This window comes from Bacillus sp. FSL K6-3458 (assembly GCF_038005045.1).
Classification (GTDB): Bacteria; Bacillota; Bacilli; order Bacillales; family Bacillaceae; genus Bacillus; species Bacillus altitudinis.
Window position 1 is genome coordinate 3746095 of record NZ_JBBOSI010000001.1, and the last position, 26830, is coordinate 3772924.

A 26830-nucleotide genomic window follows, 5' to 3' on the forward strand; every position below is an offset into this window, starting at 1 on the left:
CGTGCGGATCGGTTGAGTGTCTTAAATGACCCCTTTTTCTTCTAACTGTTTACACTCTTCTTCTGTGAAGCCAAGCATATTCGTTAAAATGTCATAATTATGTTCACCTAAATCAGGCGCAATATGGCGAATACGGCCGGGGGTTTTTTCAAACTTCGGAATGATTCCAGGCACCTTCACTTTTCCAAGACGCGGATGATGCACCTCGACAATATTTTCTCGTGCTTTAAATTGCGGATGCTCAAAGATATCCCGAATGCTTAGAATCGGACTCACAGGCACACCATGTGTATCTAGAATGTCTAGGACGTCATCTCTTGTTTTGGACGCAATCCACTGCGAGACGATCGCATCCATTTCATCGTTATGCTTCAGCCTGGCTGCATTCACAGAGAATTTCTCGTTCTCTAGTAAATCTAAGCGATTCATCGCCTCTGCCAATCGATTAAAGGTCGAATCTGTACTCGTCACAAGAACCAAATAATGCCCATCCTTTGTCTCATAGGTACCGGCAGGGCTTGAATGACCGCTTAACCCTGGTGAACGCTCACGCACCTTCCCTAGCTTGTCATATTCTGCAACCAAAAATTCTAACATGCGGAACACAGATTCATAGAGAGCCAAATCCACCATTTGCCCTGTTCCTTCTGGATGTGTGTCACGGTAATACATCGCTGTCACAGTGGCAAACGCCACATAGATTCCTGCGATATAATCCGTAAGGGAAAAGGACGGGCTGACTGGATGCCGATCTGGAAACCCTTGAATATATGTAAAGCCGCTAAATGCCGTCGCAGGTGTACCAAATCCCGCCTTGTCCTTAAATGGACCGGTTTGCCCATAACCCGAAACTCGAATCATAATTAAACGAGGGTTGATTTCTTTTAATACATCGTACCCAACGTCCCATTTTTCAAGTGTGCCCGGACGAAAATTTTCAATGATCACATCAACCTGCGCTGCAAGCTTTTTAAAAATGTCTTTTGCTTCTTCTTTGTGTAGATCGAGTGTAAGAGATTTCTTATTCCTTGAAAGCCCTGACCATCTCAAAGGTTCACCATCTGCAAAAGGGCCAACATGCCGCAGTGTATCCCCTTTTCCAGGAATCTCGACTTTAATGACCTCTGCACCGAAATCTCCTAGAAGCACCGCGCCGTATGGTGCAGCAATCATCGTTGAAACATCTAATATTTTGATTCCTTCAAGTGGTGTATTCTTATTCATTGCTTGACTCCCTTTCGTTCAATTGATAAAGGGCTAAAATGCTTTCTATTTTAGCCCCTTTTCTTCTTTCTCTCGTGCAAGGTTTCTTTAGTCCTTCGGAAGCTGCCCTTGCGGTGTATAGAGCCAAATCAGCCATAAAGGTTCATCCCCTGTGTTCACATGCTGATGCGAGACACCGTCTGGAATAAACATAAAGTCATTTTGTTTAAATGATTGTCTTTCTCCATCGCAAATGACTTCGCCAGACCCTTTAATCACATAATCAAATTCCTCTGAACCTGGGTGATTGTGTACTGAGCTTGCTTCTCCCGGCTCAAAAATAGTGAGACCTGCCATCATATGCTCTGATCCAACGGTATCTGGTGTGATCGTTTGAAACACCTTCCGAATCATGTTCTCTTCTGGATGATCTAAACCTAACCATAATGGATGACCGTCTTGAAATGGATTTAATACTTTAATTTTCATTGTTGATTCCTCCCTAGTCATGTTTAGTTCACACTGACATGTGAACGTTTTGTATTTGGTGAATAAATATCATTAATGTTCCAATGTCCATCAGTAGGCACAGGATCATTTTTCATCGCTACATCAATGACACACGGTTCCTGAGAAGCGATCGCTTCAGCCAAAGCTTCTTTGAATTCAGAAGCCGCCGTAATTTTGATCCCCTTCATCCCATAACCTCTTGCAATGGCTGCAAAATCAGGCGAATAGCTTTCTCCATCTTTTCTAAAAACAGTGCCGTAAGTCGTTTCATAATGTGCCATTTGCAAACCGGCGATCGTCCCAAACGCACTGTTGTTCATCACAATCCACACGACAGGAATGTTTTCTTCCATGGCTGTTGCGAGAACAGATGGATTTTGACCGAAGCCGCCGTCCCCAACAAGTGATACAACGACACGGTCAGGCTGGGCAATCTTTGCTCCAAGTGCAGCGGGAGCGCCAAATCCCATCGTCGCAAAACCACCTGGGGTTAAAATAGTGCCTGGGGTGAATACAGGAAATTGCTGTCCGACCCCATTTTTATTCCAGCCAACATCGGTTGTAATGAAGGCATCAGGCGGCAATACTTCCCGCACTTCCTGCAAAATACGTTGTGGTTTCATCGGGAAAGACTCGTCTTGAATATTCGTCAAATTGCTCTTCTGAAATTCCTCACGATATACCGCAATGTCCTTTTTCAATTGAGGGCGATCCAGACCTTCTGGCAGCCTTTCTTTCGCCACACGATTGAGTACGGTCAACGCCTGCTTGAGATCTGCTACCGCTCCAATTTCCACAGGATAATTTCGGCCAATTTCATTCGGATCAATGTCAATATGAATGAGCTTGGTTGATTGGAAATTGAACGTATACTCCGATTCCCACGAACTCGCATCTGCTTCAGCAAAACGGGTGCCTAAAGCCAATATATAGTCCGCTGCTTTACACTGATCATTGATAAATTTCGTCCCCCAAAACCCTGTCATCCCAAGGGTCATTGGATGATCATCCGGCATCGCCCCTTTCCCCATCAAAGAATGGGCAACAGGGATACTCAAATGGTCAGAAAATGCCTTTAACTCTTCTGCTGCATCGGCTAGTAAAATGCCTCCCCCTACATATAAAAGCGGTTTGTCTGCCTGCAGCAATCGATCTAATATCCGATTCGCTGTTTGATCATCAATAGATGGTTTTTCAACGGTGTGTGTATGATGAGCGATTTGTTCAAATAACGACACATCTAAGTCTTTTGAGAACACATCCATCGGAACTGAAATCAGGACTGGCCCAGGGCGGCCGCTTTCAGCTAATTGAAACGCTTTTGATAGAATTTCTGGAAATAATTCTGGAATGTCGACTCGCCATGCTCTTTTCACAAACGGGCGATAAATTTCGTATTGAGAAGCATCGGAATGAAGATTGATTTCTTGGTGTGGGTGCTTTCCGTAGTAATGACTTGGAACATCTCCTGCAATGACAACCATTGGAATGGAATCGAGTGCAGCATTCGCTACGCCTGTTGCCGCATTGGTGAGTCCAGGACCTAAGTGACTGAGCACAACAGCCGTCTGTTTTTTCGCTCGTGCATAACCGTCTGCTGCATGCGCCGCTATCTGTTCATGTCTGACATTCACAAATTGAATACGGCTTTTTTCTAGCGCTGATAAAAAAGCAATATTCGTATGACCGCACAGACCGAAGATATGCTCAACTCCTCGATTTTCTAAATACTGAATGACCTGTGTAGATATATTCTTCTTCATGTTTCTCTCCTCTCACGGTGCAGCTATGAATCTGCTACTCACTGATTCTTTGAAAACACAATCGATAGAACGGTATTCAAATCCTGTATCGCAACTTGTCCAGGTGCCGAGCTTTCTTTCCCTACAGCAAAGGTCATGACAGACCCAAAGAGTCCACCTACCATTCTTGTGAAGGCGCCATATTCCCCCATCGCCATCGAAATAACGGGGATGGACAGATGCTTGTTCGCCTTGCCCGTCGCAGAAAGCAGTGTCAATGCATCCTCATAGGAATGCGGCATGACGGCGATCTTTGCGATATCGGCGCCAACCGATTCTGCATGGGTGAATAGCTCCACAAGCCGATCCGCCGCAGGGGTACGCTGGAAATCGTGGTACGACACAATCAAGATGACCCCGTTTCTCTTAGCCGCCTGACTGACTTGCTGGATATGCGAGACATCATGCATTAATTCAAAATCAACGGCAGCCACAAGCTGAGTGGCACAAAGCTCGACAAGCAGGGAAACCTTTTCATCCTCTGAGAGTGAGATGCGTTCGCCGCCCTCTTTTTCAGAACGAATGGTGAATAAAAATGGGATGCTATCTGCCTTTTCGATCATCCCTTTCAGGGTGGCAATGACTTGTTCCTTGTCATTGAGGTGATTGAAAAAATCCGCTCGCCACTCTATCACATCAGGCTTCTTCTCAGCTAACACCTCAACTTCAAGAAACAATTCTTCCTTTGTTTGTCCAATGAGCGGCGTACAAATCATCGGCTGACCGCCTGTCTGCGCACTCTTTACCTTTTGCTGAAAGACATTCACAACCATCTGCCCCCTTTATAGACCATTTGGCAGCACAACCATTTTGGTTTCGGTCATCTCCTCGATGGCGAAACGCGGGCCTTCCCTTCCAATACCACTTCGTTTAATCCCGCCATATGGCCAGTGATCTAGTCTGAAATTCGATGTCCCGTTGATGACTACGCCACCAGTTTCAAGCTCTTTTGCTGCGTGTAACGCAACATCCAGCTGATTCGTAAAGACGCCTGCCTGCAAACCATATCGACTATCGTTTGCTTCTTTGATTGCCTCATCCAGCTCCTCATATGGGAGAATGCTGACAACTGGACCGAACACTTCTTCACAGACGACCTTGGCTTGTTTTGGCGGGTTTAGCAAAATAGCCGGTGTGATGCTTGCGCCATTTCGTTGTCCTCCAGATAGAAGCTCGGCACCCATTTTCTCTGCCTCTTGTATCCAAGCCTCCACACGTTTTGCTGCCTGTACATCAACCATACAGCCGATATCACTTTCACTAGACAGCGGATCTCCAACGACGAGCTGTTCTACTTTTTGTTTAAGTGTCTCAGTAAATGACGACATAATTTGCTTGTGAACATAAATTCTTTGAACAGAAATACAGCTTTGACCAGAGTTGCTAAAGCCCGTTTTGGCACAAAGAGATGCGGCTTGCTCGATATCTGCATCATGATGAACAATCGTCGCTCCATTTCCTCCGAGTTCCAGTAGTACCTTTTTTAATCCAGCAGAGTTTGAAATATGTTCTCCGCCCACCGCACCGCCAGTAAAAGAAACAAGATTGGTTCTTTCATCAGTGACTAACTGTCTGCCGGCGTCTACTCCTCCAATCACAAGCTGCAGGCTCTTTTCAGGAAACCCTGCTTCAAGCAGGAGCTTAACAAACGCTGTGGCAACAGCTGATGTTTGCGGTGCTGGTTTTAAAATAATGGCATTCCCTGCTGCAAAAGCTGGACCGATTTTGTGACAAATTAAGTTGAGAGGCGCATTAAAAGGCGTAATCGCCAGCACAACCCCAACCGGCACTTTAAATGTCATCGCCATTGCTCTCTGTCCACGGGAAGATACATTGCCAGGAATGGTCTCACCGATTAGTCGATTGGCTTCTTCGGCTGACTGCGCCAGCGTTTCAATTGATCGTGAGACTTCATCTCTTGTATTTTTAAGCGGTTTGCCTAATTCTAAAGAAATGAGTTTTGCAAAATGCTCTTTTTGTTCTTCCAATAAGGCAGCTGCCTTTGTTAGAAGCGTTGAGCGTTCTAATGCTGATATTGCCGCTAATTGTTTTTTAGCTTGCTGCGCAATAGAAAGCGCCTGTTCTATATCTTCTGAGGAGGCAAGATAGGATGTACCGATCATTTCCCCAGAGTATGGATTGATAATGTCTTCTTTGACATGGTTTGCATCCAGCCATTCGCCGTTTATATATGACAACGCTTTCAATTCACTCAAATTCTCTCACCCTCCTTCAAGTGACGCGTCCCGACCCCCGCATAACGAACAAGTCTTTCTTCATTCGGACAAGGACCTTTCACTAGGGCACCTTTTGTCAGCTCTTCATATGCATGCGCCACGATGCCCATTCCTCTGGATAATGAAAAGATGCCTTTTGCCGCTTCAGCCGGAATGTTTAATTCACATTGGATCGCAGCAGATACACCATCTATGTTCATCGTAATTTTTTTCCCTTTTAATTGTTCAAGTTCATGTCTAATCGCCTCAGCTAACCGTAAGTACGTTCCGCTGATATCACCTTGCTGCACATATGTTTGACTCAGCTCATACAGCCGTCTCACTCTCGGATCATCGTCATGCAGCTGATGACCGATTCCCGGAATTTTTTCCTTGCGGGCTAACCATGTCTGACATACTTGCTTTGCAGCAGACTTGATATCCTTGTGTTCATCGTAGGCTGCTTTGGCTTCGTATAACATACGCATCGCCTTTTCACCAGCTCCGCCATGAATATCACCTAATAGATTCACCCCTGTTGCAACAGAAGAATTAAACGAAATGCCGCACGTAACCGCCATTCTTGCCGCTGCAATAGACGGTGCTCTTGGCCCATGATCCGCACCTGCGACAAGAACACTTTCAAAAAGAGCTGCCTTCGAACCATCTAGTAATTCACCAACAAGCAGTAGATAAAGCATCTGTGGATACGATAATTGACCAATAAGCTCTTCAATTGGATAGCCCCGAAGTTCAATTGAATTTTTTTGAATATGACTAATCTCAGTCTCCCACCAAGCGCCTCCTTCTTTGTATATTTCCAGTGCACTTCGATTTTTCATTGTGTGAATCATTCCTTTAGCCACTTATTTGGAGATGAACGACTCCTTTTATTCCGTCTAGTGGAATTCAATTTCACTTTTTGGAATGTGTTTTCATTGTAAGCGCATTCGTTTTTATCGTCAATCATTTTTTCTGAAAATACTGTCAATAGAAGTGAAATTAAGTGAATCGAACTAATTATGTTTTCTTTTTTAATCAAAAAAATTGATATTTAGTTAAATGGACTTAAGTAGATCGTTCTACTAATTTAATGAATTTTTGGTTGTTTTGTCAAACCCACTTCGACATAAAAAAACCTCTCCTTCTTCTGGAGAGGTCTCAGTATGATGTGAAATTGAAGTTTCCGTTTGATAAGTATCCAGAAACAGCACGAGACATAAAAAATGCTATAAAAAAGGGCGCTTCTGCCGTCTGCACGATTGATAAAGAAGGTGCCGATAAAAATGGAGAAGAATCATTGAAAAACATACAAGTAAAAAGGGAATATGATCGAGATGAATTCCCTATGGCTATGTGTGAAGAAGGCGGTGCAGGAGCCGATATAGAATAAATATCTCTTTCAGACAATCGAGGTGCGGGATATTGGGTGTCCCATCAACTAAATGAATACGAAGATGGAACGGCAGTACTGTTTGTTGTTGATTAGGGTTATGCAACTTTGAATTAGATCACAGCTTACTCAAAAAATCCCTATCCAATTGGAAGGGATTTTTTCTGAGTGTCTGTTAGTGCATTGGTGTTGTTCCAGAAGAATTTCCAAATAGACAGACCCAAAAGGTCTGCCATTTTTCATGTACCTAATCGAATAGCCAACTCCATAGCAGTCTCAGTATGATTCAGATATGAACCACCAACCAACATCATGATCGCAAGACCAGCTAAAACAAAGCTTTTTCTAATGTTCATACAAACAGTCGCCCCTTCGAATTTGTTTTTGAGCGTACACCATTTGCTGATACAAATATACAGATTCCTCCATACGCTCACATTTAGTATAAAATTCTGCGGACTCTAATGCCAGTTCTTCTAAATATGGATAACCCCTAATGTTATCAAATCGTTTCAAAATATCCTTGAGATCATCAAGATTAAGTGGCTTTATATATAGGTTTACAAGAAAATCGTACAAAGATTCGAATAATTGATCAGGGTTTGATTTTAGATAATCTATGCCACGCTGCAAATATTCCTTGGCCAATTCATCGTTACCCAATTTAAAATGGATCAGAGCCTGCTGATAAAGGATTGCTCGTATGTGAGAATGACGTTTCAAATAAATTTCAGCTTCCTCCAAATGATCTAATGCCAACTGATATTTTTCCAAACTAGAATAACAGTGACCCAAGTTCATCAAACTTATACCAATCATTAATTCATCCTTAATCGCATGTGATTTTTCTAATGCTTTGTCTAAATGCGGGAGAGACTTTTCAGAACTGTTAAGATCAATATAATTTCCTGAAACAACAAAACGAGACTGAATTTCTCGGACAAGATATGTCGGGTGCGCCTTATATGTATCAAGGGCTAGCATGATGTAATACATAGACATTTGAGTTTGCTTCATGTGATAGAAAATCTCTGCCATCTTGAAGTAAAACTCTGCTCTTTCAACTTCATCCGCCACTCGATCCAACCGTTTTTCTGCCTGTCGATAAAAAGTAATCGCAGTAATGTAATCACCTTGCGAAAACTCATACATCCCTTTGAAAAAATTAAAATAGTATTCCAGGATTCCAGTAAGCTTCCGCCCTTGCCCTTCAACTGATCGCAGGTACTCCGCTTTGTTTAATTTCCGAGCTCCTAGATTCATGTATTCAAGCATTTGTTCGTGGCGGAATTCCATAAGCTGAAAATAAAGAACAGCTTGCTCATCTTCCTCCATGATGTCTAAATCCCTTCTGATCTCACTCCGAAGCATTTCCGCATCTGTTACATTCAGCCTCTTGATATTCTGATACCATTCATTAATCTTCTGACCGATTTTCGCTGAAGATACAGCTGCCATTCATTCATCCCCCCTCAATTTTTGCCGTTTTATGTTAAATCCTAGCACATGAAATACGTCCAAAACCCATTTTGGTTCCAATTTTGAAAATTTTCGGTATCTCGCAAACAGATTTTCAAACTGATTTCAGTAGCCAAAACGAAAAAACACATTTAAAGCCCTTATAAGCGTTTTTGACACACCACCCCTACTTTTAATACCTAAACAAAAAAGCGATCAGAATCAAATCTGAGCGATCTCAACTGAAATTTTTAAGTAAACCTCTATGTAAGTGTTAAAATCTCTTGATTTCCGTCAAGCGCCTTTCAAGAAGCACCCTAGCTCTTTCTCTTTCGTTTTCGTTCCTCATTAGCTTTGATTAAAAACAAAACTGAAACACCTAGAATGAGAAATCCTATCTCAAACAGGTTTATTCCTACTTCTATCTTCACATGATTCACCTCCGCAGTGACTGGATTTTATCACAAAAAAATCCGTCAAAATGAAGCACTGAAAAATAAAAAAAATGCTTGCGGACACCGCAAGCAAAATGGGATTTTTCAACAAAAACATAATATTTTTTTTTTAAAACAGGCTCTCCAGCCTGTTCATTAGCGATAATTGACAATCTAATTCTTCTCTATTCGAAATTTCTCCTCCCAATTAAAAGAACCATAATTGCGGACACCGCAACTGAAAAATAAAATTCCCATCAAATTACCAATTATAAAGAAATAAATGGTAGCATTGGAATGTATCAAAGAAAGTGAGTGATTTTTATAAGCCCATGTCTCTTATGACTCTTTATGCAACCATTTTTTAGACTCTCTTATGATCCCCCAAAATAGGAACCTGTACAGAACTACAAGCAAGAAAAAAGTATAAACAAACTCAAAGGGAGAGAATGGTTCATAATCAATTAAGTATGCATTAATAAACACTATTACCAAAGAAAACAATTCCATCAAAGAATCTATAAATCTGTTTTCTTTGAACACATCCCTTGTCTTTTTGAAATTAAAGATGTCTTTAATTTCCCCACTGGAAATTCCTTTGATTAAAGCTAACCCTATCAAGTACACACCAAAAGACATCTCAAAGGAAAAACTCAACATTTGTGTGATTACACAATAAATCAAAGTAAATAAGAATAAATACATTTTATTACTCTCCTTAACCTCTAAGTATTCCACCCCAATAGAAGGAAATATCATGTATGCGTTACCCCAAAAAACAAATAGGAGTGGTACCTATGTTTAAAAAATTTCTAGTAGTGTTATGTGTGCTTACTATTACATTTGGTTTCTCTTCTCCAATGGTTAGTCATGCCAGTCAAGGTAATAATGAGAACCCCCCAGTCAGTGTAGATAAAAAACAATTGGAATTAGCAGAGAAACTATCTAATTTCTTTGAATTAGATGCGGATGGAAATATTCATTTTACAGCTGATAAAGAAACCCTTATGGAAATGGGAATTTCAGAACACGACAGTCTACTAATGACTTCAATGAAATCAGAAGAATTTAGTTTTGAAGAGAATGAGAAAAAAGGTGACATGCAGACATTAGGTTTTGTAGGTTTACACCTCAAATTAGGACCGAAAGTTAGAAGCATGAATGCCATAGTAGCAGGTGGATTTGCAGCCGGATATATCGGTTGGTACACAAGTCGAATTGCTGCTGCTGGACCATGGGGTGCTGGAGCCGCTGCGGCTATTACTGCTGGAACTTCTGGTGCTGTTGCATGGGCAGTTAAAAACAAATATAAGAAAGTTGATGTAGGCGTAAATATTATGTTTGTTAATTTAGCATATACTGTAAAAATACCTTAAAAATTACTGTTAAGCAACAATAAATAAAAAAGGCCTCCCACAGACCTAGCTAGCTTGGCTAGGTCTGTGGCAATCTTTTTCATGTTCTGGCACGTAGCTGTGAGGAGAACTTGCACACTCACATTCTGTTTTCCCCTCAACCAACAGTAGCGAAGCCCATGCAGTTGTTTTGAATCTGCAAAGCTTCGCTCTATTTTTTCTTTTCTCTTTTTATATAATTTTTTCCAGAGATAGACAGACGATTTTGTCTAATCTTTTCTTTTTGTTCCTCCCATACATGTCTTGAGATCACTTTTTGATAATTTTTCGATCTTGTACAGCTTTCAAGGAAAGGACAAGAAACGCATTTTTTAGGGTCTGATTTATAGTACCTATAACCTTTTCGGTCAGTTGTCGTATATGATAGCTTTTCACCATTTGGGCATATGTAATGATCATGTTCAAAATGATACTGGAATTTCCTCTTGTTCGATGAAAGCGTCTATGTGCGATGACACCAAAAATGCGGCGATCGGATAAATCCTTTACAGATTGATGTTGTCAAATAACCAGAATCAATGGTAACCGCTTCTACTTGAAAATCAAATCGGGTGATTTGGTGATCCAATCGATCAAGATACAGAACGGATACCGTACAGGTATGCGATAAATTTCATTTTAAACAAAATAAGTTGATCAAGAGAAGGACGACCATTATTGTCACTATAATAAGGTTTGAATTTGTCTATGATAAATGAAAAATCAATGTACTGATCAATTTTACGAAGCAGGTGATCCTTCGATCAGTTGATCTAGTAATACAAATTCGGCTTCGTGCTGAGAAGTATTTCTAGTGTGGAACATAAGAAAAAACACCTCCTTTAGTGGACTTATCTCTATTATAAAATTTGGAGATGGAAACTTTAAGGAAAAAATAAAGCTGTCGAGATTTTCTCGACAGCCTGAAACCTCTCCATCTTCTGGAGAGGTCACTTATTTTATTTCCACCAGTCATCAAACATGGAAGCGGGTACTTGGCGTTTATGTTCTGATTGAACATAGCGTTTTTCAATCGCTTCTGCTGCTTGATCTGAAACTGGTTTTCCTTCTAAGTAATCATCAATTTCATTGTACGTAATACCAAGTTCTGTTTCATCCGTTTGCTGAGGCTTGTCATCCAGCAGATCGGCTGTTGGTTTCTTTAAGTATAGACGCTCTGGTGCTTGCAGCGCTTCTAGTAGCGTCCGTCCTTGGCGTTTCGTCAGACCTGTGAGCGGGAGAACATCTGCACCGCCATCACCATACTTCGTGAAAAAGCCCGTCACAGCTTCAGCTGCATGATCCGTTCCAATGACAAGTAAGCCTTCCTGTCCACCGACGGCATACTGTGCGATCATTCTCATGCGTGCTTTGACGTTCCCTTTATTAAAATCAGACAGCGCACCGCCTGTTTCCTTTTGATATTGTTCACTGAATGCCGTCACGGCAGGTGCGATATCATATTTCCAAGACTTGTCCGGCTGAATAAATGATAGAGCCAGCTGTGCATCGTCTTCATCTTGCTGCGTGCCATGCGGAAGGCGGACTGCAATAAAGACAGCATCCTCTTTTCCTTCTTGACGAAGCTCACTTACAGCGAGCTGAGCGAGACGGCCGGCAAGCGTTGAATCCTGTCCGCCGCTAATACCGAGAACGAATCCTTTTGCACCGGTCTTTTTCAAGTAAGCCTTTAGAAATCCAACCCGTTTTTCGATCTCCTGCTTTGGGTCAATTGAGGGCTGCACATGCAACTCTTGGCTGATTTTTTTCTGCAAACTCATACACTTTTCCTCCTAAGCATCCTCTACATGAAGAGAACAGGTTTTACTTCCATTTCAATTGATTTACCTACGATTTTAGCCACTTTATTATATCATGTTTTGAAAAAAGATATTTTTTAGACGTTCCCCTTTTTCATAAATGATCAAACATTCACAAACGAAATAGACCAAGCCGTTTTGACTGGTCTTTCCTTTTCAATCAATCTCCACCCGAATGGATGTACAGCTTGAGCCATTGCATTTTCCAATGTCGGCAGGACATGCAGACACTGCGACGATGAGGTCCATTTCTGCACGCAGACGAATGTAATCACCAGGGAGCGATTTTGGTAGCTCGACAGACAGTTTTCCTTTCTCATCAATAACTGTATTCATAAACGCATTAAAAGGATAATACATATCCTCCTTTGGAATCCCGAATGGCTCAAAAGCCGTTCTGAGATTATCGTAGCATGTATGCATGACCTCTAGGTGCGTCCTGCCGTATAAGAGCTGATACATTTCTTGCCGGCACGCAGGCATATATAAATCATGACATTCGACTGTATCTTCAATGACCGTAAACATTGGTTTATATAAATTAGAATAAAGCTGATCTCCCTTTTTCACCTTGGAAGAGAACAGGCTATCCATTGTAGCGCCTTGATCAAATTTTTCATAAAAATCCTTTTCATGATAGGCCATCACGTCTGCTACTTGCTGCCCTTCGACATCAACCACTCGCATACATTGTCCTTTTCCTAACCGAAAACCAAATCCATCCTTTGGTAAAATCACGTATTCTCCGTTCATCACATGCACTCCTTTCCATGTTGACAGTATGCCCAAATCGTCCTCTTGATCATGTATAAAAAAAAGAGGCGGTCACAAGCTAATGCTATTGAATCAGAAAGGTGTTGCACATGCATTGAAAGAAGAACAATCTTTATCTTGGTGGCAGCTTTCACTTATCGGAGTCGGCTGTACAATCGGCACTGGTTTCTTCCTTGGTTCCAGCATCGCTATTACAAAATCCGGTTATTCCGTCTGCATTTCATTTTTGCTTGCGGCAGTCGGCACATATCTCGTCTTTAAACACCTGGCTGCGATGACAGCCGAGAACCCAGATAAGGGATCATTTTGTTCCTATGCCCGAAAAGCCTATGGGCGCTGGGCGGGTTTTAGTAATGGCTGGGTGTATTGGTTTTCAGAAATGCTGATCACAGGGAGTCAACTGACGGCGATTTCTCTTTTTACTCGTCACTGGTTTCCATCCATTCCACTATGGGTGTTTTCAGCGATTTATTCCGCTCTTGCCCTGCTTGTGATTATCATTGGGCTTTCTTCTTTTCAAAAGACGGAAAATGTCCTTGCCGTGCTGAAAACCGGGGCGATCCTATTGTTTGTCGTCCTTGCCGTTCTTGTTTTATGCGGCATTCTCACAGAGCATAGGCCCACCCTCCACCTGCCAAATAAAGACCATGAATGGATGCCACTCGGCCCGCTCGGTTTATGGAATGGGCTGATTTATGCGTTTTATGCTTTCGGGGGAATTGAAGTCATGGGGCTGATGGCGGTTCATTTAAAAGACCCGAAAGACGCCGCAAAATCTGGACGTGTGATGCTGATCATTCTTGCTGTCATTTATATCGTCTCCATCGGACTTGCGCTTTTGCTTGTTCCAGTGACAGCCTTTAACGAGAATAGCAGTCCATTTATTACATCACTGGAGCCATTTCATTTATCGATTTTCCTTCATATCTTTAATGGCATTTTCATTATTGCTGGGTTTTCCACATTGGTTGCCTCCCTCTATGCAGTCACGACGCTGCTTGGCACGATGTCGGAACATCACGATGCACCTGCTTGTTTTAAACAAAAAGAACCATCTCATGTCAGATGGTCTTCGATCTTGTTAACTGCTGCTGGATTGATTGTCTCGATTTTGCTGGCACTCTTTTTGTCCAAACACATATATGAGCATCTCACAACAGCAGCCGGTTTAACTCTTTTATACACATGGGTGTTTATTCTGCTTTCGAGCAAAAAGCTGTCAAAGCCATCCACTCGCCAAACGTGCGAAACGATTCTTGCCCTGCTCTTGATTGGTGCGGCTGTTTCAGGCACTCTGACAGAGGCAAGCGGACGACCCGGCTTTTTTATAAGCCTTGGGATCATCGCCGTGATTGGCATCATGGTACTCTTTATGAGAAAAAAGTGGAAACAGGATCAGGCCGCATCATAATTTCATCATGTTTTTTAAAGCAGTAAATGGACATTTGGCGGAGGCTGGTTTCTCCGCCTCATCATCTGAGAGAAAATATTGTTTCCATTCATGATTTGTTGGATCACCGTACCATTTTAATGATGGATGGACGTCAACTTGATCATATGCTTTGAGCCGCTTGCGAACGAGCTGGCTCATTTTTTGTCCAAACTTGGTCGATCCATTCAATTTTTCGAACACCCATCTAGGCTGAAATGCCATCATGGCATATGGAAAGTGGCGGCTCTTTCTGAGCTTATGAGCTGGTGTCGAACACAGAATAAAATAAGCCTCGCCATGAAAACAGTACTCCCATTCATGGTGATGAGGGTCCAGTGGAACCTCTTCAGGCCATGGCACTGCATCTTTTTGATGTAACCGTTGAAGCAATGACCAGAACTGCTGCTCAAATTCTTCAATTGGGCTTTCCTTTAAATCCTGCGGAGTTTCAAAAAAGCAGATAAATGAAGCGTATTGACCAGTTTGTTTAGCGCAGCCTTGATATTCTTTTAGCAGCTCTGCTAACTCATTTACTGCCCCGTCTCCCCGCAGATCACCGACAAATCCATAGCGTAAATGATCGAGAAAAAATCCCTGTCTGCCTGGTACACACGGAAATGTATCTGCCTCATCACCGACCATTTCTCCAAACTGTGTGAAAGCATCCTGCTTCCATTCATCTAGTGATCGTAGATTTTGATCAAGGCAACTTTTTGCATACAGCTGGGCCATTTTTTTCCACCTCGTTTTAGCGTCTTCTCCATAGCCTATGAGGAGGAAAAAGCTGTGGTGACTGTCCTTCAACGACTTTCACTGGACATTCACAAGGTGGTTGATTTGCCGGATGATGCAGGAATTCACTTCCATTTATCTAATCATGTATGAGTATGCTTCTGCATATCATCATTTAGCCGCCTCTATCTAATAGAGTTGGTCATTATAAAAGAAATGGGTGAATGACATGCGTCTTCTTTTTCTCCATCCGATGTATCTAATCTTATTTACACTACCAGTGATGGCTTTCCTTTGGGGATTTGTTGGTTATCTGCTATTTAAACGGATATGGCCTGTCCTCATATTAACGTCCGTGATTTCGATGATTTTCATCTTCGCTTATACTGGATTTGACCTTAGCAATCTATATTGGGTCCTTCTGATGACGGCTCTTGCTTTTGTATCAAGCGGACTCTCGAAGGTCATACACGTTCATGTTCAAGAGAAAAAACGGGAAAAGCCTTTATGATTGTTTCTTCTTTAAAAAGGCGGAATCAAGCAGCCAATAAATAAAGGCCGCGCAAAAGCTAAATAGATAAACTTTGTAGCTAATAAAGACGACAACACCATAATCAATCCATAATGCGAGCGCCGTACAAACCACCCACGCCCCGATAAAATAAACCAATAAATCACGGCGTCGAAACTTCTCAGGATGACGGTGTAAAACCATTTGGATAGGTGTAGCAAATAGGACATAAGCGATCAAAATGAAAAGACTGGTGACCTCCACATAACTGAATCCGGATTCAGGTGGCGCAAACAACATGGTATAAACAAATGTCGCTGTGATCACAGACAAAATCAACATACACACATAGTTGAATGCTGGCAGGAACATACGCATGGCAAAAACTCCTTCAATTTTATGTATCTTCCATCATGATTGAAGAGTGTCCTATTTCTGTCAAATATGAAAAAGGGCTAAAATGATTTAGATTTTAGCCCTTTTTCTTATCTACCATTCTATCCAATGAGCGCCATGATCCCTTGATATCCAAAATAGGCACCGAAGCCAAGTAAAGAGAGACCTGCCAGAACGGATAAGCCGTGCAACATTCGTTCATTTAAATACCGTCTAAACGTACTGGCGAGCAGCGCCATACAGAAATCCCATAAGAGCATGCCGATGAAAATAGCGATGCTGTAAATCAGCATTTGAGATGCCCCGTACTTTTCAATCGTATTGGCCAAAATACTTCCATAAATTCCAAGCCAAAATAAAATACTAAGCGGATTGGAAAGAGAAATAAAAAATCCCGTCATGAACGAATGCCCGATCGACGTGTTTCCTCCGTCCTTCTTTGGGCTTTCCTGCAAATTGATTTTACGAAGGCTTTCAATACCGGTATAGGTCAGAACGAAAAAGCCGAACAGCCACAAAAAGGTTTTCACAAGAGGTGCAGTCAAAAGCTGGGCGACACCAAAATAGATGAGGAGCATATAGACAATATCCGCAGCCATAGCCCCCACACCAAAAATCCAAGCGTGCCAAAATCCACTTTTAATCCCTCTGTCGATTTGGGCTGCATTGACTGGCCCAACAGGCGCTGAAAGTGACAACCCTAAAAAGATATAACCAAAAAACACCGCCACATAGACGTCCTCCTTTTGATGCTGACTTGTACATGTTATTCACGCTTTCGTTGTTTTAGTACAAGTCCTTCGTCACCTTTTCTGAAGATAAGCTATACAAAAGGAGGAGCCACCAGATCAGCTGCTTATCGATCTGCTTTCATCGCCGGCGGCTGTGTGGGTATGGTTTCTTTTTTCCGAGATCGATTCATTTGAATGGCAGCCGCAAAAAGGAGAACAGCTAAAAAGGCGAAAACAAAGACGGCGCTTGCCGCACCTGCCCACTCAAGGCTAAACCCAATCAAAAAGGACAAACAAGCTCCACCTAAACTAGCGGCGGCAATAAAATAACTCGTGGCCTCGTCGATGGCATTTTCAATCATTAATGCAGAAGCCGTCAGGGCAATAGGGAACATGCCAGCTGCGCACAGACCGATGAAAAAGATAAGAATTAGCTGCGCGGCGATGTGGGTGGCTAGAGCAAATACGGCGAGCAGCACAATCATCAGCGCTGCGCTTAACTTTAAAAAACGCAGCGGATGCAGCTGATCGGCTTTTCTCGCAATGACAGTTCTGCCAATGACGATCGCTGTCCAAAAAGTAGAGACCGCAAAAAGACCCCAGTTGTCTCCCCCTTTTTCTAGCATGATCGACGGTAAAAAGTTCGCAAAGTTCGTTTCAATTCCTGCGTAGAAAAACGCAAAACAGATCATCAGCACCACAATCATCCGATTCCCTCGATCAAACAGCAAGGACGGTTTCTTCATGTCTTGAATAGGAGCCGCCATCTGCCCACGAGGGAGTTTATTCATAAAAGTAAGCCAGAGCATAAGGAAAAAAGTCAGTGCACCGACTTGAAATAAAAACACATAATGCCACGTTTCCTCTGTCACAGTCAGCAGAATCAATAGAGGAAATAATAATGCACCTAATCCAAAAAAGACCTCCATGATGCTGATTCGCTTTGCACTGTTTGCCATTGAAATGACATACGCCCCGGCCGTTGTCTCAAGACTGCCAGCACCGCTCCCAAGGAAAAAACCTGCCACCACAAGAATCGTCCAACCTGGTACCAAAAGGCCAAGAAGAAGCGCTCCGATCATCAGCAGCAATCCCATCGTCAGAACAGCGCCGTAGCCTTTTTTCCTCACAAGAATGGGCGACAAAAGAACGCCTGTCAAAAAGCCAATAAACTGAAAGAAGATTAAAGAAGATAATTCCCCAGGACCCTTATCATAACTAGACAGCAAATAAGGCGTTAAACTGCCAAAAAACACATGAATGGTCCCAATAAAAAAATAAAAGATACAGCCAAAATAAAACACCTTTTTCATCTTTTCACTTCCTCTAAAAAGGAGCGGAGTCATGATATCCTCCGCTCCACCTCTTCATTAATATGCGCGGGCAGAGACGACAGCCTCTTCCCTCTCGAAGCACGTATTCAGCGCAGCCTGCGCGCGATAACCATCTTCAAAATCAGCTACCTTCATATGAGATGGATATGAGTTTGTATTTACCCAATGCATCAGCTGATCACGGAATGTATCAGACCATCCATAAAATTCATTTGGTGGATCTGTCAGCAATGTTTGTGGCATTTGATGACGCTCTACACACAAGCCATCACTGATCTCATATTCGTTTTTCATGTTTGTATGGTATTTAAAAACCTTGTCATGCCCCACTACTTCTACACTAAATCCACATTCCTCCGGCTGCGTACTTTTGGACGTCACCAAATGAAAGAACACTTGATTCTCCATTTGCCCAAAAATTTCGGTATGGTCATCGACCTGTACCTTTTTCTCTTCCTTTTCCTTTACATGTGTCAGCATCTTCGTATTAAGGGATTCTTTTTTCATTTCACTGCCAAATAAGTACCACAGCATATCAATCAAATGAATCCCTAAATCTCCTAATGCACCGCTTGTACGCAGACTTTCGCCGCTGTCTCTCCACGAAAATGTCTTTCTTCTAAGGGCACTATTTTTCTTAAAATGTGTCCGTACTGTCAAAACGCGTCCTAATTCACCATTGGCGATCAAGTTCTTCAAAATATTCACAAAGGATAAATAGCGATAGTTAAAGCCCATACTGGCTTGAACCTGGAACTGTTTGGCTGTCTCCACCATTTCCTTCGCTTCTTTTAACGATACAGCCATCGGTTTTTCACATAAAATCGGCTGTCCTGCTCTAAGCGCCTGAAGGGCATGGTCCTTGTGACAGAAGTTAGGGGAAGCAATGATCAATCCATCTGATGCATCCGCTAGTGTTTCGATACTGGCATACACCCGTCCGCCGTACTGTTTAATAAATCCTTGTGCGACGGATTCGTGCAAGTCATAGACCCCAGATAATTCTGCACCTTTGATCGTTGATAATGCTCTAGCATGTGCTTTTGCAATATTCCCTGCTCCAACAATTCCAATTTTCTTCATGAATGTGCCTCCTCATGTTTATACATCACTGTTTTCAATGTTTCATAGATTCCTTTTGCATACCCATGATGACAAATTTGATGATGGTGCCGTTTGGCTTCGGCTGTTGCATTTTGGACAAGAAAGCCGTGCGTGACGGATTGAAGCATCCGCAGATCATTCCCACTATCACCAAAAGCAAAGCCCTTATCTTTTGACAGGTTATATTGATTCAGCATAAACCGAACGATTTCATCCTTCCCTGTTCCCACTGGTAAAAAATCAACGTCATAGCAATCCGCAGGGTCACCCGCAAGTGGGTTGCATTTGTTGATGTTCACCGCCACTCCTCGCTCCTTCGCAAGTGTTTGGATGAATGATAGATGATGGAGATCTGTTCGTTCATCCTGCTCCTGATAATAGAAATTCTTTTTATACCCAGAGCTGCCTAGCTGCGTTTGCGGCCTAAGGGTGATCCCCTTTTCACGTACGGCTTGCAGAATATCTTCAATTTTTTCGTCTGAAAAGCCCTGTGCATCAAGCCGTTTCATCCATTCTGCATCCGGCTGTCCAAATTTCCTATCTGATGTATACACGATTTCAGTTCCTAAATTCGACGCAATGAAATGCGGGAATTGATAGAAACCGCCTTTCTCCATTTTGCTCGTAACAGAATCGAGGCTGCTTCCCGTCACCCAGCCCAGCATGAGCTGTCCGGCTTCGCTCTTTTCTGCCACAAAAGCTTCCAGCCGTTTTACATCCTCTCTCTGCTCCTCGGTCATTCCGTGAGAATAATAGGTCTCATCGAAATCACAGAAGACGATCCACTGCGGATGTTGCGGTTGATGCACCAGCTTTTTATTGAATGGAAGATTTGATAACATGATGGACCCCCTCGATGACTTTCTCCTGATCTTGCAGCGGCATACCTGGATAAAGCGGCAAATGGAGTAATTGCTGTACGGCTTTTTCCGTATGTGGAAGTGCCGTTTGTTTATACTTTTGAGAAACAAGATTCGTTTGATGCTGATGCGATAAAATTGGGTAATAGACGGCTGTTTCTATGCCCATTTCCAGTAATTTCTCTGCCAGCTCATCTCGGCTTCCCTTCACCACTCTGATCGGGAATAGATGCCATACATGATCCTCTGTTAGCTTCGGAAGCTTTATGTAGCCTTCGTCCTCCAGCGTTTGCAGCTGATCTATGTATCTCTTTGCCAAGTAAAAGCGTTTAAAGTTTTGTAAACCTAAATATTTCATTCGTTCTAGCCCGATTGCGGCCTGTAAGTTATCAATCTTAGAATTAAAGCCATAGTCACTGCGCTTCACGTTTTTCTTTCCTGCTTCAAAGCCGTGATAGCTGATTTCCATGCATTTTTCGGCTAGGGCTTCATCATTTGTCGCGATGGCTCCTGCCTTTCCGCAAACTCCAAGGTTTTTGTAAGGATTAAAGCTGAGAACAAGTCCATCCCCAAATGCCCCAAGCTCGCTACTGCCAATCGCCTGACAGCCATCCTCAATGATCGATAGACCATGCCGTTTCGCAATTGTCGAAATGGCCTTCATATCCGCTTGCTTTCCATACAAATGAACCGGGAGAATACATACTGTCTTATCTGTAATATGCTTTTCTATTTCATTCGGCGCTAGGCAGTAGGTGTCTGGATCAATATCGGCATAGACTGGAACCGCACCAATCGCAAGCACTGCATTTTCTGTTGCAGCAAAGCTGTTGGCAGGCAGGATGACCTCATCTCCAGGATGGACGCCTGCTGATATTAAACTGATCATCAAGGCATCTGTTCCACTTGATGTGGCAATGACATATTTTTTCCCTAAGTATGCTGCGAGCGTCTTTTCAAACTTTGGAATATAAGGGCCTGATGTAAAACGGCCTGAACTTAATACTTCTTTCAGCACCTGCATAATGTCATCGATCTCATCCTCCGAAATCAGTTTATCGACCGGCAGGAACGGTATCTTTTTTTCCTTATTTTGTTTATAATGGAAGAGAATTTTTTCCAAACCTGTACGCGCAATATCTTGCTCAAGGAACGCAGCAAGCTTATCATTCGCTAGATTCTTTTCAACTGAATCAGCCTTTACTTGAACACCTTGATTGATCATATCCAGCAACGGTAGATAATCCTTGCTTTTACCTGATATCTTCGTCAATATTTGCATTCCATTCCCTCCAATTAATCAATTCCATTTGTTAATATTTAACTTGTTTCACATTGTAAATGATGTTATCGATTTCAGAACAATAACTTTGTGTAAAGGATTTGTTAATATGTGTACAATTTATGAAATTGCCAAACGCTGCGGGGTTTCAACGACCACTGTTTCTCGGGTGCTGAACAACCATCCATATGTATCAGAAGAAAAGCGCCAGCACATTTTACAGGTGATGAAGGAAATGGAGTATACACCAAGCTCAGCAGCCCGCACCCTTCGGTCACATCAGACAAAAACCATTGCTGTGTCTGTTCCAGCTGTGGACCATCCTTTTTTTGCACAATTGATTAAAGGCATTTCAAAGGAAGCACTGGATCAAGGGTATAAAGCCATCGTGCTCCAGACGTTTTATCAAGAATCAGTAGAACTTGAAGGGCTTCAATTATTAAAAAGAAAAGAAGTAGATGGTGTCATTTTGGGGGCGTTAGAAAATAAGTGGGAAACAATCGAGCCATTTTTAGCAAACGGCCCGATCGTCATGGCAAATGAGTATCATCAAACAGCAGACATTCCGATTATCGGATATGATGAGCGGGAAGCTACTTATAAAGCGGTTGACTACTTGATTCAATCAGGGCGTACATCCATTGGATTTTGCTTTGATACAGAAAGCAGTGAAGCGCAAAAACAAAGAAAGCAAGGCTATCTTGATGCGCTTTCTGATCACGGTTTGCCGCTTAAAGAAGATTGGCTGTTCGGCGAGGCTTTTACCATTGAGGACGGCTTTCGTTTAATGGACTTAATCCACCGGATGCCGGATGCGCCGGATGCGATTTTCACCGGCAATGATCAAGTGGCAGCAGGCCTCATTAAACAAGCCATTTCATATGGATATCACATTCCTAAGGATTTAGCGGTGATCGGTTATGACAATCAAGACATTTGCGAGGTGACAGCTCCAACGATCACGACCATCGACATCCCCATCGTCGAGCTTGGCCAGCAGTCTGTAAAACAAATGATTCAGCTGCTCCAAGATCAAAAACCATTACAACGTGAACATATTCAGCTACCTACTCGGCTTGTCACACGAGAATCCACATAAAAAAGACTGAGAAATCTCTCAGTCTTCCATTTTTCAATCAATCGATCAACCTATATAAATTGAGCAAGAATAAATGTCCATATACATACGATGCCGAGCAATATGAAGCTGTACTTCACTGTTTTTTGGAAGAGCTCAGATTCTTTACCTGTTTCTCCAACAGCTGCTGTTGCAATGGCAATGGATTGTGGGGAAATTAATTTCGCCATCACACCACCGGTCGTATTTGCCCCGATTAACAAACCTGCCTGAGAGCCGATTTGAGAAGCGGTGACTGCTTGAAGGTTGCCGAATAAGGCATTGTTACTCACAACAGATCCCGTAATAAACACGCCGATCCAGCCAAGCACTGGGCTGACAAGCGGGAATAAATCGCCTGTTTTAGCAAGCGCTAGTCCGATAGCAGAACTTAGACCTGCAAAGTTCGCCAAGTTGGCAAAGCCCATGACAAAACAAATCGTAAGAACAGGGACCCAAAGCTCTTTGACCGCTGCATTTAAGCAGGCAGCCCCTTCTTTTAATGTAATATGTCTGCTGAACAATCCTGTCAGCATCACCGCAATTAAAATGGCGGTACCTGTTGCACTAATAACATCAATTTTAAAGATCGCATCAATCGGTGTTTCTGTTTGAGCAATAGGTGGTAATTTCACAATTTGCTGATGCAGAAACGGCATTTTCACTAAAATGGTTGTCCAGTTGAGCAGTCCTCCTTCAGCAAATAATGCTTTAAAAGCTGGTAGGCTCCATACAGTAATGACGGCAGTTAAAATATAAAACGGAGACCATGCTTTCAGCACCTCAACCCCGCTATACGTTTGTTTCTTCTCAATGGCTGGTGCCCCTTCTTCACGATAAATATGTTTCGGCTGCCATTTTCGTAGAAATAAAGCCAAAATTCCCATACTCGCTAAAGCTGAAATAATATTGGCAAGCTCAGGGCCCATCGTGACCATTGTAACAGCCTGTAGAATCGCATAGCTTCCACTTACAACAAGCAAGGCTGGAAGTGTTTCTTTGATCCCTTTAAAGCCGTCTACAATGAGAATAAGCAGAAACGGGATACAGAAAGAAATAAACGGAATGGTGTACACAAGGGTTTGAGACAGCTCAAGCGGCGTCATATTTCCCATTTGTGCTCCAGTAATAACTGGAATACCTACTGCACCAAAAGCGCCAGACGCAGCATTTGCAATCAAGCAGAGCATGGCGGCTTTCAGTGGTTTAAACCCAAGCTCTGTTAAAAGAGCGGCACTAATCGCAATCGGTACACCGAATCCAGCGGCTCCCTCTAAAAATGCGTTAAAACTAAAACCAATTAATAAGAGCTGTAACCGTTGATCTTGAGAAATTCCTGCAATACTAGAACGAATGACATCAAACTTTCCAGACTTCACAGCAATTTTATAGAGCCATACGGCCATGATGACGATATATCCAATCGGCCACAGCCCATTAGATACACCGAGCACCACAGCAGATAATGCTTTTTCAATTGGCATATGAAAGAAGAAAAAAGCTGTTACAAAACTGACGATCAAGGTAAAACAAGCGGCTAATACCCCTTTTAACTTAAATACAGTTAATGCTAGTAGGAAAAACAAGATTGGAAGCATGGCCACCAATGCACTGACGAACTCATTACCAAACGGATCATATATTTGCTGCCACATAGTGATTCATCCTTTTCTGCTCAGATAGGTTGCCTTTGATTGATTAAAAATGAGGAGCTAAAATTTCTTTTAACACATTCACACTGTGTGCGAATTTTTCTTTTTCTGTATCGTTCAGTGCGAGCTCCATAATTTCTGTTGCACCATTTCGGTTCACAAGGGCAGGTACACCAATGTAGACATCTTCTGCTCCGTATTCTCCATCTAAATAAGTGCTGACAGTCAAAATGCTGTTTTCATTGTGTAAAATGGCTCTAGTAATACGGGCTAAACTCATCGCTACGCCGTAATAAGTCGCGCCTTTTTTCTCAATGATTTGGTAAGCAGCATGACGGACATTTTCCATGATGTCGTCTAAATCTTCTTGTTTGTATTGGTCATTTCTCTTCATTAATTCTGTGATTGGTACACTTCCGATATTCGCATGGCTCCAAACAGCAAGCTCTGTATCCCCATGCTCTCCAATGATGTATGCATGCACATTGTGCGCCGCTGCTTCAAAGTACTCACTAAGCATGTATCTGAATCTTGCCGTATCAAGCGTTGTTCCACTACCAATCACTCGTTCTTTTGGCAGTCCGCTGAATTTCCAAGTCGCATATGTCAAAATATCAACTGGGTTCGTAGCAACTAAGAAAATACCATCGAATCCGCTTTTCATCACATTGTCTACAATGCCTTTAAATATATTTAAATTTTTCTCAACAAGATCAAGTCTCGTTTCACCTGGCTTTTGGTTTGCACCAGCGCAGATACATACAATGTCAGCATCCTGACAATCCTCATAATCTCCATACCAAGTATTCACAGGATGCGGGGCGAATGCTTTCCCGTGGTTTAAATCCATGACATCACCCATTGCTTTGTCTTGATTCAAATCGATGACTACCAATTCATCTGTGATCGCTTGATTTATTAATGTAAAGGCATAACTGCTGCCGACAAAACCTGCTCCAATAAGTGCTACTTTGTTTACTTTTTCGTTTGTCATTTATCTCATCCTCCTGAGTAAAACTAGGTTGTTTTTCATATGTGAAGTATTTCACATTCTTATTGTGCAATACTTCACAAACTTTTGCAAGGGGATTGCTCAAAAAAATAATGTAGCCATTTTGTGAACACTCTTATTGTGGTTTTAAACTGCTGTCCCCATACATTTTCTCATAAGAAAAAAGCCGCCAAACACTCTTTGGCAGCTTCTTTCTTATTTAATAAGGTCCCCAATTGATCATGACACCGATACAAATAAAGACAAGGCCGATGACGAACCAGATGAGCGCAAGCGGCACCATAAAACGCAGCCATTTCACGTAAGGAATCCCACTTGCAGCCAAGACAGCCATCAACACACCTGAAGTCGGATTCACGCAGTTGACCACCCCTTCACCGAGCATCACTGCTTCTACCGCTACTTGTCTCGTGATACCCATTAAATCAGCAAGCGGCGCAAGAATCGGTATAAAGACAACCGCTTCTCCTGATCCTGATGAAATCAAAAAGTGAAGGAGCGCACTGGCGATATACATGCCGATCGCACCAGCGATTGGACTAAACCCTGTCAGCATACTCGCAAGCCCATTCACCACAGTATCAAGCAGCTTGCCGTTTTCCAAAATGACTGAAATGCAGCGTGCCATGCCGACAATGAGTGCGCCGTATACAAGGCTTTGACAGCCGACAATAAACGTTTTTGCAATATCATTGGCAGCTAATTCCCCAAGCAGACCAGCAGCAATTGCCATGAAAATGAATACACCAGCCATTTCCTTATCGGTCCAGCCAAGCTGAAGCGCACCATATAAGAACCCCCCAAGCGACAAACCGCACACCGCTAAAATCAGCTTATGTCTACCGGTGAATTCAGGCTTGTCCACAGATTCCGCATCAGCTCCTCCTAGCCCTTTAGCTGGAAACCACTCGTCACCAAGCAGGCTCCCCTTTTCTTTATTTTTCAAGCGTTTTGTATATAAATAGATGTACACAATACTAGATAGGAGAAAACAAAGATAAATGATGACACGCAGCCCAATACCAGAAAAAATCGGCAGTTCTGCAATCGTTTGTGATAAACCTAAAGGAGATGGAGACAAAATAGTTGCGTTAAAACCTGCATAACAGCCGATGTAAATAACCGCCGCTCCCGCCACTGCATCCCACTTTAAAGAACGTGCCACAATGATCCCAATAGGAATAAAGCCAATGACTGAGTTCACCACAATTCCGGTCGTCCCAAGTACAGAAAACAATCCGCCAACAATACAAATAAACAACAGCTGTTTCGTTTGGAACCGGCTGATGACATTGTGAATCATCCCGTTAATGGCACCTGTCTTTTCCAAAATTGCAATGGTTCCGCCAGTAAAAAGAATCAGAAAAATAATAGAGGATGAACCAACCATCCCTTCTTGAATCGCTGTAAAAAAACCAACCGGACTAACTGGTGATTGATCAATACGGTGATAACTGCCAGGAACAGCTGTTGTGATCTCTCCTGACGTTTTCCGATCAAATTCACCGGCTGGTACAAAATACGTTGCGATCGTACAAATTAAAGCAATCATAAATAAGAGTACATATGCATCCGGCATCTGAAGTTTTCTTTTTTGTTTCTCAGGTGCTGATACTGTCGCTGTTTTCATCTGTCAAAACCCCTTTGTCCCGATCGGAATTTC

At 42.5% G+C, this 26830-nt stretch carries 22 protein-coding genes and 3 pseudogenes; 4 read left to right on the plus strand and 21 right to left on the minus strand.

The features are described 5' to 3' along the window. Window positions 1–21 precede the first annotated feature (21 nt). From MHH23_RS19595 to MHH23_RS19620, 6 genes are all read right to left on the minus strand, one after another. The gene (locus MHH23_RS19595) at window positions 22–1224 is read right to left on the minus strand and encodes a CaiB/BaiF CoA transferase family protein (RefSeq protein ID WP_045034609.1); all 1203 of its coding nucleotides are present in this window, start codon (window positions 1222–1224) and stop codon (window positions 22–24) included. 87 nt (window positions 1225–1311) lie between these two features. Next, complete coding sequence (locus MHH23_RS19600; protein ID WP_024718975.1) at window positions 1312–1692, minus strand: cupin domain-containing protein; 381 nt, start codon at window positions 1690–1692, stop codon at window positions 1312–1314. Between the two features lie 23 nt (window positions 1693–1715). Beyond that, the gene (locus tag MHH23_RS19605; protein WP_047945860.1) at window positions 1716–3476 is read right to left on the minus strand and encodes a thiamine pyrophosphate-binding protein; all 1761 of its coding nucleotides are present in this window, start codon (window positions 3474–3476) and stop codon (window positions 1716–1718) included. A 38-nt stretch (window positions 3477–3514) separates the two neighbouring features. Continuing rightward, entirely contained in the window at window positions 3515–4288 is a 774-nt protein-coding gene (gene aroD, locus MHH23_RS19610; RefSeq protein ID WP_268430357.1) for a type I 3-dehydroquinate dehydratase, read from the minus strand. Window positions 4289–4297: 9 nt separating this feature from the next. Further along, window positions 4298–5731, minus strand: coding sequence for an aldehyde dehydrogenase family protein (locus tag MHH23_RS19615; RefSeq protein WP_217967579.1), 1434 nt, complete (start codon window positions 5729–5731; stop codon window positions 4298–4300). Next, complete coding sequence (locus tag MHH23_RS19620; protein WP_340960103.1) at window positions 5728–6585, minus strand: citryl-CoA lyase; 858 nt, start codon at window positions 6583–6585, stop codon at window positions 5728–5730. Before MHH23_RS19620 ends, MHH23_RS19615 begins: the two co-directional genes overlap by 4 nt. Window positions 6586–6890: 305 nt before the next feature. Here MHH23_RS19620 and MHH23_RS19625 point away from each other — a divergent pair. Further along, a pseudogene (locus tag MHH23_RS19625) lies at window positions 6891–7220 on the plus strand (sporulation protein); the annotation flags it as partial. Between the two features lie 249 nt (window positions 7221–7469). On the opposite strand, the gene MHH23_RS19630 reads toward MHH23_RS19625, so the two are convergent. Then, window positions 7470–8582: a Rap family tetratricopeptide repeat protein gene (locus MHH23_RS19630; protein ID WP_041106640.1), complete on the minus strand. Its 1113-nt coding sequence runs from the start codon at window positions 8580–8582 to the stop codon at window positions 7470–7472. A 1231-nt stretch (window positions 8583–9813) separates the two neighbouring features. Between MHH23_RS19630 and MHH23_RS19635 the strand changes: the two genes are divergently transcribed. Next, complete coding sequence (locus MHH23_RS19635) at window positions 9814–10392, plus strand: hypothetical protein (protein ID WP_340960105.1); 579 nt, start codon at window positions 9814–9816, stop codon at window positions 10390–10392. Here MHH23_RS19635 and MHH23_RS19640 read toward each other — a convergent pair. The 4 genes and pseudogenes from MHH23_RS19640 to MHH23_RS19650 form a co-directional block, all read right to left on the minus strand. After that, a pseudogene (locus MHH23_RS19640) lies at window positions 10389–11020 on the minus strand (transposase); the annotation flags it as partial. The gene MHH23_RS19635 and the pseudogene MHH23_RS19640 overlap by 4 nt on opposite strands. Next, window positions 11013–11165, minus strand: a pseudogene (locus MHH23_RS20175) (IS5/IS1182 family transposase); the annotation flags it as partial. The pseudogenes MHH23_RS19640 and MHH23_RS20175, both read right to left, overlap by 8 nt. 204 nt (window positions 11166–11369) lie before the next feature. After that, a complete protein-coding gene (gene nadE, locus MHH23_RS19645; RefSeq protein ID WP_024718980.1) occupies window positions 11370–12191 on the minus strand; it encodes an ammonia-dependent NAD(+) synthetase in 822 nt (273 codons plus the stop codon). A 195-nt stretch (window positions 12192–12386) separates the two neighbouring features. Further along, entirely contained in the window at window positions 12387–12983 is a 597-nt protein-coding gene (locus tag MHH23_RS19650; RefSeq protein WP_024718981.1) for a DUF1989 domain-containing protein, read from the minus strand. An 82-nt stretch (window positions 12984–13065) separates the two neighbouring features. Here MHH23_RS19650 and MHH23_RS19655 point away from each other — a divergent pair, with 82 nt between their 5' ends. Continuing rightward, the gene (locus tag MHH23_RS19655; RefSeq protein WP_340960107.1) at window positions 13066–14415 is read left to right on the plus strand and encodes an amino acid permease; all 1350 of its coding nucleotides are present in this window, start codon (window positions 13066–13068) and stop codon (window positions 14413–14415) included. On the opposite strand, the gene MHH23_RS19660 is transcribed toward MHH23_RS19655, so the two are convergent. The 7 genes from MHH23_RS19660 to MHH23_RS19695 form a co-directional block, all read right to left on the minus strand. Then, complete coding sequence (locus MHH23_RS19660; RefSeq protein ID WP_340960108.1) at window positions 14410–15168, minus strand: YqcI/YcgG family protein; 759 nt, start codon at window positions 15166–15168, stop codon at window positions 14410–14412. The two genes, MHH23_RS19655 and MHH23_RS19660, sit on opposite strands and share 6 nt — an antisense overlap. A gap of 505 nt (window positions 15169–15673) precedes the next feature. Further along, window positions 15674–16057, minus strand: a complete 384-nt coding sequence (locus MHH23_RS19670) for a UPF0715 family protein (RefSeq protein ID WP_340960109.1) — start codon at window positions 16055–16057, stop codon at window positions 15674–15676. A 119-nt stretch (window positions 16058–16176) separates the two neighbouring features. Further along, a complete protein-coding gene (locus MHH23_RS19675) occupies window positions 16177–16806 on the minus strand; it encodes a LysE family translocator (RefSeq protein ID WP_340960110.1) in 630 nt (209 codons plus the stop codon). A gap of 125 nt (window positions 16807–16931) precedes the next feature. After that, a complete protein-coding gene (locus tag MHH23_RS19680) occupies window positions 16932–18119 on the minus strand; it encodes an MFS transporter (protein WP_255816843.1) in 1188 nt (395 codons plus the stop codon). Between the two features lie 57 nt (window positions 18120–18176). Further along, complete coding sequence (locus tag MHH23_RS19685) at window positions 18177–19223, minus strand: Gfo/Idh/MocA family protein (protein ID WP_007498302.1); 1047 nt, start codon at window positions 19221–19223, stop codon at window positions 18177–18179. Beyond that, window positions 19220–20086 (minus strand): HAD-IIB family hydrolase, encoded by an 867-nt coding sequence (locus tag MHH23_RS19690; protein WP_074041719.1) that lies wholly within the window; start codon window positions 20084–20086, stop codon window positions 19220–19222. The genes MHH23_RS19685 and MHH23_RS19690 overlap by 4 nt, the downstream gene beginning before the upstream one ends. Further along, window positions 20061–21386: a DegT/DnrJ/EryC1/StrS family aminotransferase gene (locus MHH23_RS19695; RefSeq protein ID WP_340960111.1), complete on the minus strand. Its 1326-nt coding sequence runs from the start codon at window positions 21384–21386 to the stop codon at window positions 20061–20063. The genes MHH23_RS19690 and MHH23_RS19695 overlap by 26 nt, the downstream gene beginning before the upstream one ends. 109 nt (window positions 21387–21495) lie before the next feature. Here MHH23_RS19695 and MHH23_RS19700 point away from each other — a divergent pair, with 109 nt between their 5' ends. After that, a complete protein-coding gene (locus tag MHH23_RS19700; RefSeq protein WP_340960112.1) occupies window positions 21496–22485 on the plus strand; it encodes a LacI family DNA-binding transcriptional regulator in 990 nt (329 codons plus the stop codon). A 50-nt stretch (window positions 22486–22535) separates the two neighbouring features. Here MHH23_RS19700 and MHH23_RS19705 read toward each other — a convergent pair whose 3' ends face one another. From MHH23_RS19705 to MHH23_RS19715, 3 genes are all read right to left on the minus strand, one after another. After that, a complete protein-coding gene (locus MHH23_RS19705; protein ID WP_340960113.1) occupies window positions 22536–24158 on the minus strand; it encodes an L-lactate permease in 1623 nt (540 codons plus the stop codon). Between the two features lie 43 nt (window positions 24159–24201). Then, window positions 24202–25149 carry an L-lactate dehydrogenase gene (locus MHH23_RS19710; RefSeq protein WP_025206699.1) on the minus strand — a complete coding sequence of 316 codons (948 nt, stop codon included), beginning with the start codon at window positions 25147–25149 and terminating at the stop codon, window positions 24202–24204. Between the two features lie 217 nt (window positions 25150–25366). Further along, entirely contained in the window at window positions 25367–26797 is a 1431-nt protein-coding gene (locus MHH23_RS19715) for a YfcC family protein (protein ID WP_340960114.1), read from the minus strand. Between the last annotated feature and the right edge of the window lie 33 nt (window positions 26798–26830).

Coding starts and splice junctions, on each gene's coding strand:
- MHH23_RS19620 (WP_340960103.1), bottom strand. CDS start 6,585: ATGATTCACACAATGAAAAATCGAAGTGCACTGGAAATATACAAAGAA.
- MHH23_RS19700 (WP_340960112.1), top strand. CDS start 21,496: ATGTGTACAATTTATGAAATTGCCAAACGCTGCGGGGTTTCAACGACC.
- MHH23_RS19695 (WP_340960111.1), bottom strand. CDS start 21,386: ATGCAAATATTGACGAAGATATCAGGTAAAAGCAAGGATTATCTACCG.
- MHH23_RS19650 (WP_024718981.1), bottom strand. CDS start 12,983: ATGAACGGAGAATACGTGATTTTACCAAAGGATGGATTTGGTTTTCGG.
- MHH23_RS19605 (WP_047945860.1), bottom strand. CDS start 3,476: ATGAAGAAGAATATATCTACACAGGTCATTCAGTATTTAGAAAATCGA.
- MHH23_RS19595 (WP_045034609.1), bottom strand. CDS start 1,224: ATGAATAAGAATACACCACTTGAAGGAATCAAAATATTAGATGTTTCA.
- MHH23_RS19635 (WP_340960105.1), top strand. CDS start 9,814: ATGTTTAAAAAATTTCTAGTAGTGTTATGTGTGCTTACTATTACATTT.
- MHH23_RS19680 (WP_255816843.1), bottom strand. CDS start 18,119: ATGAAAAAGGTGTTTTATTTTGGCTGTATCTTTTATTTTTTTATTGGG.
- MHH23_RS19655 (WP_340960107.1), top strand. CDS start 13,066: ATGCTATTGAATCAGAAAGGTGTTGCACATGCATTGAAAGAAGAACAA.
- nadE (WP_024718980.1), bottom strand. CDS start 12,191: ATGAGTTTGCAGAAAAAAATCAGCCAAGAGTTGCATGTGCAGCCCTCA.
- MHH23_RS19710 (WP_025206699.1), bottom strand. CDS start 25,149: ATGACAAACGAAAAAGTAAACAAAGTAGCACTTATTGGAGCAGGTTTT.
- MHH23_RS19660 (WP_340960108.1), bottom strand. CDS start 15,168: ATGGCCCAGCTGTATGCAAAAAGTTGCCTTGATCAAAATCTACGATCA.
- aroD (WP_268430357.1), bottom strand. CDS start 4,288: ATGGTTGTGAATGTCTTTCAGCAAAAGGTAAAGAGTGCGCAGACAGGC.
- MHH23_RS19600 (WP_024718975.1), bottom strand. CDS start 1,692: ATGAAAATTAAAGTATTAAATCCATTTCAAGACGGTCATCCATTATGG.
- MHH23_RS19685 (WP_007498302.1), bottom strand. CDS start 19,223: ATGAAGAAAATTGGAATTGTTGGAGCAGGGAATATTGCAAAAGCACAT.
- MHH23_RS19690 (WP_074041719.1), bottom strand. CDS start 20,086: ATGTTATCAAATCTTCCATTCAATAAAAAGCTGGTGCATCAACCGCAA.
- MHH23_RS19705 (WP_340960113.1), bottom strand. CDS start 24,158: ATGTGGCAGCAAATATATGATCCGTTTGGTAATGAGTTCGTCAGTGCA.
- MHH23_RS19670 (WP_340960109.1), bottom strand. CDS start 16,057: ATGCGTATGTTCCTGCCAGCATTCAACTATGTGTGTATGTTGATTTTG.
- MHH23_RS19630 (WP_041106640.1), bottom strand. CDS start 8,582: ATGGCAGCTGTATCTTCAGCGAAAATCGGTCAGAAGATTAATGAATGG.
- MHH23_RS19715 (WP_340960114.1), bottom strand. CDS start 26,797: ATGAAAACAGCGACAGTATCAGCACCTGAGAAACAAAAAAGAAAACTT.